This is a genomic window from Pseudomonas sp. MM213 (assembly GCF_020423045.1).
GTDB classification, from domain to species: domain Bacteria; phylum Pseudomonadota; class Gammaproteobacteria; order Pseudomonadales; family Pseudomonadaceae; genus Aquipseudomonas; species Aquipseudomonas migulae.
In genome coordinates, this window is the sequence record NZ_CP081943.1 from 5,006,402 (window position 1) to 5,022,382 (window position 15,981).

Below are 15,981 nucleotides of genomic sequence, written 5' to 3' on the forward strand. Positions count from 1 at the left end.
TTGTTACCAGCGTGTGCATCAGGGCGCGCGATCATACCGGGACTGGTGGATTTTTGAACAACCTTTCGCCAGATTTTTTTAACTGTGGTCAACAACACTTGAATTCCGGCACGGCCCCTGCATTGATTCAGGTACACGACAAGGTAATGCCGACCTATCTCGCACTAACAGGAAAAACTGCCGAACCAGAGCCTCTACCGCCTGTCAGACCGTCTAGGCTCAGACAACTCAAAGCTCGCTCGAGGTCTTATCGATGACTCAAGAACCACTTGTTCGCGAAGCAGAGGTGGCCGCATTCCGCGACGCCGTCTTGACCAAACTCACCTACGCGGTGGGTAAAGACCCGGATCACGCCTTCGACCACGACTGGTTCGAAGCCATTGCGCTGGCGGCGCGCGATCACATGGTCGAGCACTGGATGGATCACACCCGGCAGATCTACCGCAAAGGTCAAAAGCGGGTTTATTACCTCTCCCTGGAATTTCTCATCGGCCGGCTGCTCTACGACAGTTTGAGCAACCTCGGCCTGCTCGACGTCGCCCGCGAAGCGCTGACCGAACTCGGCGTCGACCTCGAACGCATCCGTTTGCTGGAGCCCGATGCAGCCTTGGGTAACGGCGGCCTCGGTCGTCTGGCGGCGTGCTTCATGGAAAGCATGTCGACCCTCGGCATCGCCGGCCACGGTTATGGCATTCGATATGAGCACGGCTTGTTCCGCCAGGCGATTGTCGATGGCTGGCAGCAGGAACAGACCGAACACTGGCTGGATTTCGGCAACCCGTGGGAATTCGAACGGCCAGAAGTGGTTTACCCGATCGGCTTCGGCGGCAGCGTCGAAACCGTGACCGACTCAAACGGCAAGTCCAAGCAAGTCTGGTCCCCGGCGGAAACCGTGCGCGCCATTGCTTATGACACCCCGGTAGTCGGCTGGCGCGGGGCGAGCGTCAACACGCTGCGCCTGTGGCGTGCCCGCGCGATGGAAGATTTGCACCTTGAGCGCTTCAACGCCGGCGACCACCTCGGCGCAGTCGCTGAAGTGGCGCGGGCGGAAAGTATCTCTCGCGTACTGTACCCGGCGGACAGCACCGAAGCCGGTCAGGAACTGCGCCTGCGCCAGGAATACTTCTTCGTCGCTGCATCTCTCCAGGATTTGCTGCGCCGTCATCGCAACATGCACACCTCGGTGCTGACCCTGGGCGACCACGCGGCAATCCAGCTCAACGACACTCACCCGTCCATTGCCGTGGCCGAGCTGATGCGCCAATTGGTCGATGTCTACGACGTGGCGTGGGACGCCGCGTGGCAGGTCACCGTCGACACGCTTTCGTACACCAACCACACGCTGTTGCCGGAAGCGCTGGAAACCTGGCCGGTCGGTTTGATGGAGCGGATGCTGCCAAGGCACATGCAGATCATTTACCTGATCAACGCCCAGCACATCGACTCGCTGCGCGCCAAAGGCATCCATGATTTTGACGTGCTGCGCGCGGTATCGCTGATCGAAGAGGACAACGGTCGCCGTGTGCGCATGGGCAACCTGGCGTTTCTCGGCTCCCACAGCGTCAACGGAGTGTCCGGGCTGCACACGCAACTGATGCGCAAAACCGTGTTCTCGGAGCTGCACAAGCTCTATCCGGAGCGGATCAACAACAAGACCAACGGCATTACCTTCCGCCGCTGGCTGTATCAGGCCAACTCGGAATTGACCTCGATGCTGGTCGATGCCCTCGGCCCTGATCTGTTGGATAACCCGGAAGAGCGCTTGCTCGATCTGGAACCGTTCGCGGAAAAAGCCGCGTTCCGCAAGGCCTTCGCCGAACAGCGCCTGCACAGCAAAAAAGCGCTGGCGTACATCATTCACGAACGACTTGGGGTCGCGGTCAACCCGGCGGCGATGTTCGACGTGCAGGTCAAACGGATCCACGAATACAAACGTCAGTTGCTCAACTTGCTGCACACCGTCGCGCTGTATCAGGCGATTCGCGCCGAGCCGGAAATCGACTGGGTGCCGCGAGTGAAGATCTTCGCCGGCAAGGCCGCCGCCAGTTATCACCAGGCCAAGCTGATCATCAAACTGACCAACGACATCGCCCGGGTGGTGAACAACGACCCGACCGTGCGCGGCTTGCTTAAAGTGGTGTTCCTGCCTAACTACAACGTCAGCCTGGCGGAGAGCATCATTCCGGCGGCGGATTTGTCCGAGCAGATTTCCACTGCAGGCTTCGAGGCGTCGGGCACCAGTAACATGAAGTTCGGCCTCAACGGCGCGCTGACGATTGGCACGCTGGACGGTGCCAACGTGGAAATGTGCGAGCGCATCGGCGCCGAGCACATGTTCATCTTCGGCCTCAGCGCGCAGCAGGTTGAAGCGCGCAAACAGAATCATGAATTCAATGCGACGCCGGACATTGCCGCGTCCCATCGGCTCAATGATGTGCTGCAAGCGATTCGTGGCGGGGTGTTCTCGCCGGATGATCCGTCCCGTTACACCGGCTTGATCGATTCGCTGATCGACTACGACCGCTTCCTGGTCTGTGCCGATTTTGATTCCTACTGGGACGCGCAGATGCGTGTTGAAGCCCATTGGCACGACTCGAACGAGTGGTGGCGTTCGGCGGTGTTGAACACGTCCCGGATGGGCTGGTTCTCCTCCGACCGGACCATTCGCGAGTACGCGACGGATATCTGGAAAGCATTGGAGTAACTTTTAGCCACAAATGTGCGCAAGGTCCGACGGTTGTTGGACCTGGCCGATATACTAAGCACCAGTTTGCCAGATGTTTCAGTGATGTCCTTGCGGGCATCTTCGCGGGCAAGCCTCGCTCCTACAGGATTTACGCATAACCTGTAGGAGCGAGGCTTTGCCGCGAAAGCATCAGCGCAGACACCGCAAGGCAATGGGCCGCTTAGGGATATCGACCATGCAATGGATGTTCATGCTGATTGGGCTGGTGCTGGGCTGGATACTCGACGAGTCGTTCAGCGACGCGCTGTTGGGGGCGTTACTCGGGTTGGGTATCGGCCAGGCCATTCGCATCGGCCGTTTGGGTTCGCAGGCGGCTGAACAGCGCGTTTTGCTGGAGCAGGCGCAGGTCGCACTGAATGCGGTCCAGCAACGCCTGGCCACGCTGGAGGTGTCTGGCGTCAAGGCGCCTGAAACCAGCGAACCGCTTGCCGAGGAACCGCTTGCCAGCGAACCGGCCCCGTCCCCTGTATTCATTCTCGAAGAAGTCCCTGTCTCGACCCCGGAGATGGTCTGGGAACTCCCGCCCGAACTCGAACCGATCACCGCGACAGCGACGCAAACCAGCCGTCCGCTGCCCGACGATGCCTGGAAGCCCGAGCCGGTTGCCCGCGAACCCGCCGTCCCGCGTGGCCCTAACTTCATTGAGCGCGCCATCAGCGGTGCCCGTAACTGGCTGTTCGGTGGCAATACCGTGCTGCGGGTCGGTGTGGTGCTGTTGTTCCTCGGTCTGGCGTTTCTGCTGCGTTATGCCACCGAAGGCATGGTGGTGCCGATCGAACTGCGTTACGCCGGGGTGGCGGCGGCTGCGTTGGCCCTGCTCGGTCTGGGCTGGTGGCTGCGTCATCGCAACACTAACTATGCGTTGATGCTGCAAGGCACCGGGATCGCCGTGTTGTACCTGACGGTGTTCGCGGCCATGCGTTTGCATCCGCTGCTTGATCCGACGGCGGCGCTCGGGCTGCTGGTGGCGGTGACGGTGTTCTCGGCCATTCTGGCCATCACTCAAGACTCGCTGGCACTGGCGTGCGCCGCCGCGTTGGGCGGTTTCGCCGCGCCGATCCTGACGTCCACCGGCGCCGGCAACCATGTCGCGCTGTTCAGCTATTTCGCCTTGCTCAACGCCGGCATTCTCGCCATCGCCTGGTTCAAGGCCTGGCGGCTGCTCAACCTGATCGGCTTTGTCGGCACCTTCGGCATCGGTTTCGCCTGGGGCCTGCGCTCCTACACGCCGGAGCTGCTGTGGAGCACCGAGCCGTTCCTGATTGTGTTTTTCCTGATGTACCTGGCCATCGGGCTACTGTTTGCACGACGCAAGTTGCTGGAAATGAGCGACGCGCCCGAGGACGACAGTCGCGAGGCGCTGCTGCACTGGTCGGCGCGCAAAGGTGACTACGTCGACGGCACGATGCTGTTCGGCCCGCCGCTGGTAGGTTTCGGTTTGCAGTTCGCGCTGGTCCAGCATCTGGAGTTCGCTGCCGCTTTCAGTGCATTGGCGCTGGGCATGATTTACATGGGCCTGGCCCGTTTGCTGATGGGTGGCCGAGCGTTGTTGCTGGCGGAAACCTGTCTGGCGTTGGGCGTGATCTTCGCCAGCCTGGCGATCCCGTTGGGGCTTGATGCGCGCTGGACAGCGGCCGCTTGGGCGGTGGAAGGCGCCGGGATTTTCTGGCTCGGATTGCGTCAGCAACGACCGCTGGCGCGCGCCTTTGCATTGCTGCTGCAACTGGGCTCGGCGCTGGCGTTCCTCAGTGAGCTGCGGTTCGGCGAAAGCAGCTTGCTGGAAGGTGCGCCGCTGGGCGCGTTGATGCTCGGCGTGGCGCTGCTGTTCAGTTTCTACCAATTGCGCAACGCCTTGCCTGAGCAGTCATTGGCGTGGGAGCGCAAAGGCTTGCCGGTGCTGGCCTGCCTCGGTTTGACCTTCCTCTATCTGCTGGCGCCGCTGTTCTTCTTTACCCACGGCACGGCGATCAGTTGGGCGCTGGCCGGTCTGGCGACGTTGTTTGTCGGTCTGCGTCTGCAATCGCGCACCTTCCTCTTCACCGCGTTCGCTGTGCAATTGCTGGGCGGCGCGTTGTTCCTGCTGCGCCTGCAAGGTGCGAGCGGTGAGTCTGGCGCGGTGTTCAGCGCGGGTTGGAGCGGTTTGCTCAGCGCATCGCTGATCGGCCTGGCGTTGATCGCCGGTATGTTGCTGGCTGCGCGCGATGACATGGTGCGCGGCGATGTTCGGCTGTTGCGCGGTTTGTCGGTGGTGTTGCTAGCCGGTCTGGTGCTGATCAACCTCGCTGTTCTGTTCGTGCTGCCGTGGCAAACCGCAAGTGCGGTGTGGGCGGCCAGTGGTCTGTTCATTATCTGGCTGAGCCTTTATCTGAAGCAGCGCGTGAGTTTCGTCTTCGGTCTGCTGTTGCAGGTGATTGGCGGGGCGGCGTTCCTGTTCGCCGGGCCGGACCTGCTGGGGCCGCTGGCCAGCGAAGGGCTGAAACCATTGGCGCATAGCGGATTCTGGACGCCGTTGGTGCTGGGGCTGGCGGCATTGGTCGGCGCCTGGCGCTTGCAACTCGGCAACCATGCATCGGCGTTCGAAGTTCTGAGTTTGCAGCGTTTGTCCGAAGTGCTGCTGGTGTGGGGCGCGGGTTGGTGGGCGCTGGCGTGGATCAGTGAAGTGCTGCGCTTTGCACCGGTGAATCTTCAGGCGACGTTGTTGCTGGCAGTCGCGGCGCTGAGCGTCGCGCTGTGGGCCGTGTTGGCGTTGCGCCTGAAATGGCCGTCGCTGGGTTTGCTCTGCACCTTGCTGATCCCTGCGGCGGGTGTGGTATTGCTTGGGGCATGGCACGCGCGTTACCACCCGGCGGCCGACTTCGGCTGGCTCGTCTGGGCGGCGGTGTTCGTCGTGCATTTCATCTCGTTGCGACGTCTGGCGCCGATGCTCCCCGAGCGGGCTTTGAGCACCGCTCACGTGCTCGGCTGCTGGCTGTTGATCGGGGTGCTGGCGCTGGAGTTACGCTACGGCTTGCTGTTGCTGTCCGAGCAGTACAACGCCTGGCGCTGGTTGGGTTGGGCGATTCTGCCGAGCCTGTACCTGGTGCTGATGGCTGCGCCACGCCACTGGCCTTGGCCGGTGTCGGCTTACTCGCGGGAATACCGCGTGTACGCGGCGGCGCCTCTGGCGGTGCTGATGCTCGGCTGGTTCTGGCTGGCGAACATCGTCAGCGACGGCACCGCCGAGCCATTGCCTTACGTGCCGCTGATCAATCCGCTGGAATTGGGCCTGCTGTTTGCGCTGTTCGGGGTTTATGTCTGGGCGCGCAGCGCAGTGACGCAACTGGCGATCCGCAAGGACATCTTTGATCACGCCACGCAACTGGTCGCCGGCGTCTCGCTGTTCGCTTTTTTCACCGCGCTGGTGATGCGCACGGCGCACCATTGGGGCGGCGTGCCGTTCGAACTGGATGACTTGCTCGAATCGATGTTGGTGCAGGCCGGTCTGTCGATCGTCTGGACCTTGATGGCGTTGAGTCTGATGATCGGCGGCCATCTGCGGCATCGTCGCGAAGTCTGGCTGATTGGCGCGGCGCTGATCGGCGTGGTGGTCGCGAAACTGTTCTTTGTCGAATTGAGTAACCGTGGCGGACTCGCCCGGATCGTCTCGTTTATCGGTGTTGGCGTGTTGCTGTTGGTGGTGGGCTATTTCGCCCCGTTGCCGCCCAAGCGCGTCGATGCTGCGCCGGAATCTGAAAAACCGGCCCCGGAAACCGAAGGAGTGTCGTCTTGAGTCAGAAGCTGAACCTGGTCTGGTTGGGCGTTGTTGCGTTGGGCGTGGCGCTGTCGGCCAACGCGCAGGAAAAACCGGCGGACTTCGCCACGCAAGTGCTGTTGACCGTGAGCGGCGAAGGTCCGTGGTATCGCCTCGAATTGCCCTTGGCCGTGCAGCTGAATGCGCGACAAACCGACCTCAGCGATGTGCGCGTGTTCAACGCGGCCGGTGAGGCTCAGGCCTACGCCGTGGCGCGGGAGACCGCGAAAACCGGCGAAACCCCCACCCTGACCGACGTGAAATGGTTCCCGTTGTACAACTCGGCGGACGCCACCGAGCGCGCGCCGAGTGTGCGGGTGCAATCGAGCGCCAATGGCACGCTGGTCGAAGTGCAGCCGTCGAGTCAGCTGGAGGTGGGCGAAGAAGTGCTGAGCGGCTGGCTGCTCGACGCCAGCGGCATCAAGGCGCCGTTGCAGCAATTGATCCTCGACTGGACCAGTGAGCGCGATGGCTTCCAGCGTTTCAGCATCGAAGCCAGCGACGATTTGCAGCATTGGCAGTCGTGGGGTGACGGGCAGGTGGCGCGGCTGACGTTTGCCGACGAGCGGGTCGAGCAGCATGAGGTCGGCTTGCCGGGACAATCAGCGCGTTATCTGCGCTTGTTGTGGAACACGCCGCAATCGGCGCCGATATTGACCTCGGCGCAACTGCAAAGCGCCAGCACGCGCAGCCTGCCGCTGCCATTGGTCTGGTCGCAACCGTTAGCGGGCGCCAGCGTGAAGGCGGGTGAATACACCTGGCAATTGCCGATGGGGTTGAACGTCGAGCGCGTGCAGGTCGAGCTGAATCAGCCGAACAGCCTGGCGCCGGTGACGTTGTCCGGTCGTCGGGAAAGCAGCCTGCCGTGGCAGCCGTTGAGCAGTGGTTTGCTCTATCGCCTGACCCAGAGTGGCCAGGACGTGGTGCAGAACGAATTGCAGTTGCCGGGGCAAACCGTGCAGCAGTTGAAGTTGACGGTGGACGAGCGCGGCGGTGGCTTGGGCGCCGAGGCGCCGACGGTACGTTTTGCTGTACGTTCGACGCAACTGGTGTTCCTGGCGCGCGGCGCCGGGCCTTATACGCTGGCGCTGGGCAGTGCGACGGTGAAAGCGGCGAACCTGCCGCTGGCAACGTTGATTCCGGATTACAGCGCGGCGAAGTGGGCGGCGTTGGGCAAGGCTACGGTGTCGGGCGGGGTGGTGGAGACGCCGACGTCCACACTCACATCCGTTGCACAGGCTGAACCTAACTGGAAGAAATTCGGGTTGTGGGCGGTGTTGTTGCTGGGTGTTCTGTTTTTGGCGGCGATGGCGTTCAGCTTGTTGCGTAAACCTCCGGCCAATTCCTGAGAAAGGCTGGCGCTACGCGCCATTCGCGGGCAAGCCTCGCTCCTACAGAATTTGCGCACTACCTGTAGGAGCGAGGCTTGCCCGCGAAGGCGTCATCTATCACCCCCAAAAATACCGAATCTGGCGCCATTCCTTAGTCTGTTTCGATCTACGCTAAACCCGGCACATGAACTCTGTTGGACGTATCACGTCTGATAGGAGGAAATACGCCCCGACTCGCGTTAAACTGCGCGGGTTTTTAGCCCCCCATTCCACCGGAGCCTTCCATGTCCCGCGTTACCCTGAGTCGCTATTTGATTGAGCAGACACGTAGCAACAACACCCCTGCCGATCTGCGTTTCCTGATCGAAGTGGTGGCGCGCGCCTGTAAAGAAATCAGCCACGCCGTCTCCAAAGGCGCCCTGGGTGGTGTTCTGGGCAGCATGGGCACTGAAAACGTCCAAGGTGAAGTGCAGAAGAAGCTGGACGTGATGTCCAACGACATCCTGCTCGAAGCCAACGAATGGGGCGGTCACCTGGCCGGCATGGCGTCCGAAGAAATGGACAATGCCTACCAGATCCCGGGCAAATACCCGAAAGGCGCGTACCTGCTGGTATTCGACCCGCTGGACGGTTCGTCGAACATCGACATCAACGCGCCGGTCGGTACGATCTTCTCGGTGCTGCGTTGCCCGAACGAATACCTGACCCAGAACGAGCCTTTGAACGAAAAGGCCTTCCTGCAGCCAGGCGCTCAGCAGGTTGCCGCCGGTTACGCGATCTACGGCCCACAGACCATGCTGGTACTGACCCTGGGCAATGGCGTCAAAGGCTTCACCCTGGACCGTGAAATGGGCAGCTTCGTACTGACCCACGAAGACATCACGATCCCTGAGTCTACTCAGGAATTCGCGATCAACGCCTCCAACCAGCGTCACTGGGAAGCTCCGGTACAGCGTTACGTCAGCGAATTGCTGGCTGGCGATGAAGGCCCGTTGAAAAAGAACTACAACATGCGCTGGGTTGCCGCGATGGTTGCCGACGTGCACCGCATCCTGACCCGTGGCGGTCTGTTCATGTACCCACGCGACAGCCGTGAGCCATCGAAGCCGGGCAAACTGCGTTTGATGTACGAAGCCAACCCGATGTCGTTCCTGGTTGAACAGGCGGGCGGCGCGTCCACCGACGGCCACCAGCGCATCCTCGACATTCAACCGGAAGGCCTGCACCAGCGCGTAGCGGTGTTCCTCGGTTCGAAAGAAGAAGTCGCACGCGTCACGGCTTACCACAAGGAATAAACATGACTGCGCCCTGGCAGCCGTTGCTCGAATGGTGGTTCGGAAATTCCGAATCGCCGAACGAAGTAGCGGCTGAGAAGGGCAGGTTATGGTTCGGCAAGCACGACAGCCAGGACCTCGAAGCGCAGACGCGTTTCGGGGACTGGGTCGAGCAGGCACTGGCCGGCGGATTGACTGACTGGGCGCAACGCCCGGAAGGTTGGCTGGCCTTGGTGCTGCTGCTCGATCAACTACCGCGAATGATCTTTCGCGAAACACCCAAATCCTTTTCCGGCGATCTCAGGGCTCAGGCACTGGTGGCGCAAGGCATTGCTGCGGATTTTGATCGACAGTTGCGGCCGATTCAGCGGGTGTTCATCTATCTGGTGTTCGAGCACTGCGAGAATCTGGCGGTGCAGAATGAGGCCGTCTCACGCTATATCGATCTGGTGGCGCAACAGCCAGAGGGCGACCGGAAACTCTTTAGCAATTATCTGGGCTACGCCGAGAAGCACCAGCAGGTGATTGCGCGGTTTGGACGGTTTCCGCATCGCAATGCGGTGTTGGGAAGGGAGTCTACGGCGGAGGAGTTGGCGTTTCTTTCGCAGCCTGGCTCAAGGTTCTAAATTTTCATTGCGGCTGATGCCGTCATCGCGAGCAGGCTCGCTCCCACATGGATCTTCGTAACGCTGGAGATCCACTGTGGGAGCGAGCCTGCTCGCGATGAGGCCCGCAAGAGCGCCTTAAATCCTGAAGCTACCGACCAACTGCTTAAGACGCGCCGCCTGCTGCTCCAGATCGGAACACGCCCGCAACGTCGCCTGCAGGTTCTCCACCCCTTCCTGATTCAGCGTGTTGATCTCGGTAATGTCGACATTGATCGACTCCACCACCGCAGTCTGCTCCTCCGTCGCCGTGGCCACGGACTGGTTCATCCCGTCGATCTCGCCAATCCGCTGTGTCACGCTACCCAGACGCTCGCCCGCCTGATTGGCGATCCCAACGCTGCTTTCACTCTGACGCTGGCTGTCGGTCATGGTGCTCACCGCTTCACGGGCACCGACTTGCAGTTCCTCGATCATCTTCTGCACTTGCTGCGCCGAGTCCTGGGTGCGGTGGGCGAGGTTGCGCACTTCGTCTGCGACCACGGCAAAACCGCGCCCGGCTTCACCGGCACGGGCGGCTTCGATGGCGGCGTTCAGCGCCAACAGGTTGGTCTGCTGCGAGATGCTGGTGATCACTTCCAGAATCTGCCCAATGTTCACCGTGTTGCTGTTGAGCGTCTCAATGTTGCCGCACGAATCGCTGATCTTCGCCGAGAGCTGCTGCATCGCCGCGATGGTTTTATCCACCACTTGCTGACCGTCTTCGGCCAAGGCGCGTGCATCGCTGGAATGCTGCGAGGCGAGGGCGGCGTTCTGGGCGATTTCCTGAGCGGCTGCGCCCAGTTCATTGATGGCGGCGGCCACGCTGCTGGTGCGCGAGGCTTGCTGATCGGAGTTGAACATCGACGAGTTGGACGCGGCGACAACGCGCAGGGCGACTTCGTTGACCTGGCCGGTGGCCGAGGACACTTCGCGGATCGAGGTGTGAATACGCTCGACAAAGCGGTTGAACGAAGTACCCAGCGCGCCGAATTCGTCGTGGCCGTGAATGGTCAGGCGCTTGGTCAGGTCGCCTTCACCTTCGGCGATGTCATGCATGGCGCGGCCCATGGTCAGCAGCGGCTGCATCAGGAAACTGATCAGCATGCCCAGCAGCGCGATGATGATCACTACGGCGATAACCATGGCGATGATCGCCGAGGTGCGGAATTCGCTGAGCATCGAGAACGCGGTGTCCTGATCCAGCACCAGCGCCACATACCAATCCGCCGACGGCACGCCGTTGACGTGGGTGAAGGAGATGAACTGGCGTTTGCCGTCGATCTCGACCTCTTTCATGCCCGGGCTGACTTGCGGCGCGCCGTTCGGGTAGGCCTCGGCGAGGTTCTTGAGCACCAGTTTGCTGTCCGGGTGGATCAGGATCTTGCCGTCGGCGCTGACGATAAACGCATGGCCGTGACCGCCGAAGTTCAGCGAGTTGATGATCGCGCTGACGCTGGACAGGTCAATGTCGGCGCCGGCGACGCCGATCATCTGGTTCTGATGCTTCACCGGTGTGGCCACGGTGATCACCAGTTTGCCGGAGGACGCAGCGATGTACGGTTCGGTGACGATGGTCTGTTGCGCGCCGTTGGCCGCCTTGTACCAGCCACGTGCGCGAGGGTCGTAATCGGCGGCGCGATTGCCGGCCGGAACCGAGAACATCACGCCGTCAGTGCCGCCGAAGTAGCTCAGCTGGAAATTGCTGGTGTAGGCCGGCAGGTCGATGGCGCGCTTGAGGCTGGCCTGGGCGCTGCCGTCCACGGCGATCTGTTGGGACAACGATTGCAACAGCTGGATGCGGCTTTCCAGCCAGGTTTGAATGTTGCTGGTGGTCAGGCTGCCGAGTTCCTGCATCGACGATTCGGTACTGCTGCGCAAGGTCTGGCGCTGGCGGTAGTCGTTGAAGAGGATGAAACAGGCGAATGCAACGGCCACCACGAGGGCAGCAGCCAACAAGATTTTGTGGCTGAACTTCATGTTTCTGGTCATTAAATGAACTACCGCGGAGGTGCTGGTCGACAAGGGGCGTCAATTTGCCACAGGAACGGGCTTTGCGCTGCTTTTATGTCGACTGAGCGGCGCCAAAGATTAGGCGAATTCTGTCAAAACCGACGAAATGCTCAACAACACGAGAAAGTGGCTGATTTTTCGGCAAAAGGCAGACGAGCGGCCCGATAAATAGGCGCTCGGTCAGGGAACCAGACAGGGGTTTTCTCTTCTAAGCTTCAGCTTGGCTGTCATGCCATTCCCCTTTGTCCCAGGAGCTACACAATGTCGCTGCGTTCCATCGCCCTGCTTTCGTTCTGCGTGTTGCTGGCCGCGTGCGGCAAAATCAATCAGGAAAACTACTCCAAGTTGTCGACAGGCATGGCCAAGGCCGAGGTGGAAACCTTGCTGGGCAAACCTACCGACTGCGCGGGCGCGCTCGGCATGTCCAGTTGCACCTGGGGCGACAAGAACAGCTTTATCAGCGTGCAGTACGCCGGTGACAAAGTGTTGATGTTTTCCGGCCAAGGCCTGAAGTAAACCGGGGCGATATGCCCTCGGGAGAAAAACAATGAAGCGGTTATTGATCCTCCTTTTTGCCAGCCTGGTATTGGCCGGCTGCGCCACTTCTGGTGAAAATCCGTTGGCGCCGAAAACGGTCAACAGCGTCAATCTCAAGAAGTACCAAGGGACCTGGTACGAGTTGGCGCGTCTGCCGATGTATTTCCAGCGCAACTGTGCGCAATCCGAAGCGCATTACACGCTCAAGCCGGACGGTAACATCCTGGTGCTGAATCGCTGCCTGACGGCGGATTGGCAATGGGAAGAGGCCAAGGGCACGGCTTATCCACAGGTGCCGGGCAAGACCGACAAGTTGTGGGTCGAGTTCGATACCTGGTTTTCGCGGTTGATACCGGGCGTGGCGAAGGGCGAGTACTGGGTGTTGTTCGTCAGCGACGACTACAAGACTGCGATCGTCGGCGACCCGAGCCGCCGCTATCTGTGGCTGCTGTCGCGAACCCCGACGGTCAACGGTGTAGTGCGCGAAGAACTGCTGAGCAAGGCGCGTCAGCAGGGGTATGACACCACGCGGCTGATCTGGCGTGCGACGGATACGCAGATGGCCAAGACCTCGAATTGATTACGCACCCTTTGTAGGAGCCGGCTTGCTGGCGATGGAGTGTCAGTCGACTTCAATGTAGCTGACACACCATCGCCAGCAAGCCGGCTCCTACAGGGGTTTGTGTTAACCCAAAAGATCGCGCAGGACTTGGGTGAACGCGCGATTACTTTCTTCTTCTGCGGCATGTCGCCCATCGCGCACAACCCACTGGCCATTGACCAGCACATCGCGCACCTGGCGATCGCCGCCGGCAAACAACCAACGATTGAGAATCCCGTCACCACTGGCGGTCGCCAGGTACGGATCGTTGCCGTCCAGCACCAGCCAATCTGCCCGTTTGCCAACTTCCAGTGCACCGATCGGCTGCCCCATCGCCTGCGCGCCGCCGTCGAGTGCCGCGTCGTACAGCGTACGGCCGACCATCGGCTGGTCCGCGCCATACAACCGGTTACGCCGCTGATCGCGCAGGCGCTGGCCGTATTCCAGCCAACGCAATTCTTCCACCACGCTCAGCGACACATGGCTGTCAGAACCGATGCCCATGCGCCCGCCTTGAGCGAGGAAGTCCACCGCCGGGAAAATCCCGTCGCCGAGGTTGGCTTCGGTGGTCAGGCACAAACCGGCAATGGCGCGACTCTTGGCCATCAGCGTGACTTCTTCCGGGTTGGCGTGGGTCGCGTGGACCAGGCACCAGCGTTGGTCGACTTCGGTATTTTCGTACAGCCATTGCAGCGGACGGCGACCGCTCCAGCTCAGGCAGTCGTCGACTTCCTTCTGCTGCTCGGCGATGTGAATGTGCACCGGGCACTGCTTGTCGCTGGCCGCCAGCACTTCGCTGATCTGCTGCGGTGTTACCGCACGCAACGAGTGGAAACACAGACCCAGCGATTGCGCCGGTTGCTGCGCCAGGATCGGCTGCAAGCGCGACTGGAGCTTGAGGTAGTTTTCAGTGCTGTTGATAAAGCGACGCTGGCCGTCGTTCGGCGTCTGGCCGCCGAAACCGGAATGGCTGTAGAGCACCGGCAGCAGGGTCAAACCGATACCGGCGGAACTGGCCGCCTGGCTGATGCGTAGCGCCAGTTCGGCCGGATCTGCATAGGGTTGGCCGCTTGTGTCGTGGTGCACGTAATGAAATTCCGCCACCGAGGTGTAACCGGCCTTGAGCATTTCGATGTACAGCTGCCGGGCGATCACGCCGAGTTGATCCGGGCTGATTTTTCCGACGAGACGGTACATCAAATCGCGCCAGGTCCAGAAACTGTCGTTCGGATTACCGGCCACTTCCGCCAGCCCGGCCATCGCTCGCTGGAACGCGTGTGAGTGCAGATTCGGCATGCCTGGCAGCAGCGGACCGCTTAGCCGTTCGGCACCATCTGCGTGGGAATCGGCCTGGATATGGGTCAAAACGCCGTCGGCGCTGACCTCAAGACGTACATTGTTGGCCCATCCACTAGGCAGCAGCGCGCGTTCGGCAAAGAAGGCGGACATGGTTCAGCACCCCATCGTGTGTTATTTGTATATACATATACAGACGTTTGCCTGCCCGGTAAACTCCGGCAAGCTAGCAACCTCTCTTCAACGAACAAGGATTAACCGTGCCGACTCCGCCTGCAGTGTCACCGTTGGCCGCGAACATGGGCGACAGTCCGGCGCCCTTGTACGCCCGCGTCAAACAGATGATCACCCAGCAAATCGACAGTGGAAACTGGCCGCCGCACTACCGCGTTCCGTCGGAAAGCGAGCTGGTCAGCCAACTCGGTTTCAGCCGCATGACCATCAACCGCGCGCTGCGCGAGATGACTGCCGACGGTCTGTTGGTGCGTATGCAAGGCGTCGGCACGTTCGTCGCCGAACCGAAAAGCCAGTCCGCGCTGTTCGAAGTGCACAACATCGCCGACGAAATCGCCTCCCGTGGCCATCGCCATACCTGCAAGGTCATTACCCTTGAAGAAGAGGCCGCCGGTTCCGAGCGCGCCCTGGCGCTGGACATGCGTGAAGGTCAAAAAGTCTTCCACTCGCTGATCGTGCATTTCGAAAACGATATTCCGGTGCAAATCGAAGACCGTTTCGTCAACGCGCTGGTCGCCCCGGACTACCTCAAGCAGGACTTCACCCTGCAAACGCCTTACGCCTATCTGAACCAGGTCGCGCCGCTGACCGAAGGCGAGCATGTGGTCGAGGCGATTCTGGCCGAGGCCAGCGAGTGCAAGTTGCTGCAGATTGAGAAAGGCGAGCCGTGCCTGCTGATTCGTCGCCGCACCTGGTCTGGCCGTCAGCCAGTGACCGCCGCCCGTTTGATCCACCCTGGTTCCCGTCATCGTCTGGAAGGTCGGTTTCATAAATGAGTCAGATAAAGGTTTTACGTGCCGTTGATTACCCGCGCATGCCGTGGAAAAACGGCGGCGGCAGCACTGAAGAAATCACCCGTGATGCGGGTACTGGCCTGGATGGTTTCGGCTGGCGCCTGTCGATTGCCGATATTGGTGAGTCGGGCGGCTTTTCGACGTTCACTGGCTATGAGCGGGTGATCACCGTGCTGCAAGGCGACGGCATGACCTTGCGCGTCGATGGCCAGGACACGCATCCGTTGTTACCGCTGGAACCGTTTGCGTTCAGTGGCGAGAGCCAGGTGTCGTGCACTCTGCTTGGCGGGCCGATTCGCGACTTCAACCTGATTTATGCGCCGCAGCGTTACAGCGCACGGTTGCAGTGGCTGGATGGCGAACATCGGTTTTTCAGTTCGGCGGGCACGGTGTTGGTGTTCAGTGTCGGCGAGGCGCTGGAATTGCAGGTCGGTAACAACACCCAGCAATTGGGTCGCCATGACTGCCTGCAACTCGACGGTAATAACGGCCTGCTGGAAGTCTCCAGTAAAGGCCCATGCTGTGTGGTCGAGCTGACTGCACGCTGATCCAAAATCCTTTCGCGGGCAAGCCTCGCTCCTACAGTGGACCGCAGATCCCCTGTAGGAGCGAGGCTTGCCCGCGAAGCTTTTCGCTACTTGAACGCGTTTCCCATCGCGCACCAACTTGTTACCGAACGCCCCAGCGTGGCGCAAAACCACGCTCAAGTAACAACAGTCCT

General features: G+C 60.8%; 11 protein-coding genes and 1 pseudogene. 9 read left to right on the forward strand and 3 right to left on the reverse strand.

Annotated features, from left to right (window positions below; translation table 11 throughout):
* Positions 1-253 precede the first annotated feature (253 nt).
* The 5 genes from K5R88_RS22925 to K5R88_RS22945 all read left to right on the forward strand — a co-directional run bounded on the left by K5R88_RS22925 (position 254) and on the right by K5R88_RS22945 (position 9,767).
* On the forward strand, positions 254-2,704 hold the full coding sequence (locus K5R88_RS22925) for a glycogen/starch/alpha-glucan phosphorylase (protein WP_008028030.1): 2,451 nt from the start codon (positions 254-256) through the stop codon (positions 2,702-2,704).
* Positions 2,705-2,921: 217 nt separating this feature from the next.
* A complete protein-coding gene (locus tag K5R88_RS22930; RefSeq protein WP_226298413.1) occupies positions 2,922-6,515 on the forward strand; it encodes a DUF2339 domain-containing protein in 3,594 nt (1,197 codons plus the stop codon).
* Complete coding sequence (locus K5R88_RS22935; protein WP_226298414.1) at positions 6,512-7,885, forward strand: DUF3999 domain-containing protein; 1,374 nt, start codon at positions 6,512-6,514, stop codon at positions 7,883-7,885. Before K5R88_RS22930 ends, K5R88_RS22935 begins: the two co-directional genes overlap by 4 nt.
* A gap of 266 nt (positions 7,886-8,151) precedes the next feature.
* A complete protein-coding gene (locus tag K5R88_RS22940) occupies positions 8,152-9,162 on the forward strand; it encodes a class 1 fructose-bisphosphatase (RefSeq protein ID WP_008040991.1) in 1,011 nt (336 codons plus the stop codon).
* A gap of 2 nt (positions 9,163-9,164) precedes the next feature.
* Complete coding sequence (locus K5R88_RS22945; protein ID WP_226298415.1) at positions 9,165-9,767, forward strand: DUF924 family protein; 603 nt, start codon at positions 9,165-9,167, stop codon at positions 9,765-9,767.
* 117 nt (positions 9,768-9,884) lie between these two features.
* On the opposite strand, the gene K5R88_RS31045 is transcribed toward K5R88_RS22945, so the two are convergent.
* On the reverse strand, positions 9,885-10,649 hold the full coding sequence (locus K5R88_RS31045; RefSeq protein ID WP_371927683.1) for a methyl-accepting chemotaxis protein: 765 nt from the start codon (positions 10,647-10,649) through the stop codon (positions 9,885-9,887).
* 93 nt (positions 10,650-10,742) lie between these two features.
* A pseudogene (locus K5R88_RS31050) lies at positions 10,743-11,777 on the reverse strand (HAMP domain-containing protein); the annotation flags it as partial.
* Between the two features lie 282 nt (positions 11,778-12,059).
* Here K5R88_RS31050 and K5R88_RS22955 point away from each other — a divergent pair.
* Together K5R88_RS22955 and K5R88_RS22960 are read left to right on the forward strand one after the other, a co-directional pair.
* Positions 12,060-12,314, forward strand: coding sequence for a hypothetical protein (locus tag K5R88_RS22955; RefSeq protein ID WP_008028040.1), 255 nt, complete (start codon positions 12,060-12,062; stop codon positions 12,312-12,314).
* A 31-nt stretch (positions 12,315-12,345) separates the two neighbouring features.
* Positions 12,346-12,915, forward strand: coding sequence for a lipocalin family protein (locus K5R88_RS22960; protein WP_192417185.1), 570 nt, complete (start codon positions 12,346-12,348; stop codon positions 12,913-12,915).
* A 105-nt stretch (positions 12,916-13,020) separates the two neighbouring features.
* On the opposite strand, the gene K5R88_RS22965 is transcribed toward K5R88_RS22960, so the two are convergent.
* Entirely contained in the window at positions 13,021-14,385 is a 1,365-nt protein-coding gene (locus tag K5R88_RS22965; protein ID WP_008036578.1) for a formimidoylglutamate deiminase, read from the reverse strand.
* Between the two features lie 146 nt (positions 14,386-14,531).
* On the opposite strand from K5R88_RS22965, the gene hutC reads away from it, so the two are divergent.
* Both hutC and K5R88_RS22975 read left to right on the forward strand, forming a co-directional pair.
* A complete protein-coding gene (gene hutC, locus K5R88_RS22970) occupies positions 14,532-15,242 on the forward strand; it encodes a histidine utilization repressor (RefSeq protein ID WP_172435301.1) in 711 nt (236 codons plus the stop codon).
* Positions 15,239-15,808 (forward strand): HutD/Ves family protein, encoded by a 570-nt coding sequence (locus K5R88_RS22975; protein ID WP_226298416.1) that lies wholly within the window; start codon positions 15,239-15,241, stop codon positions 15,806-15,808. The genes hutC and K5R88_RS22975 overlap by 4 nt, the downstream gene beginning before the upstream one ends.
* Positions 15,809-15,981 lie beyond the last annotated feature (173 nt).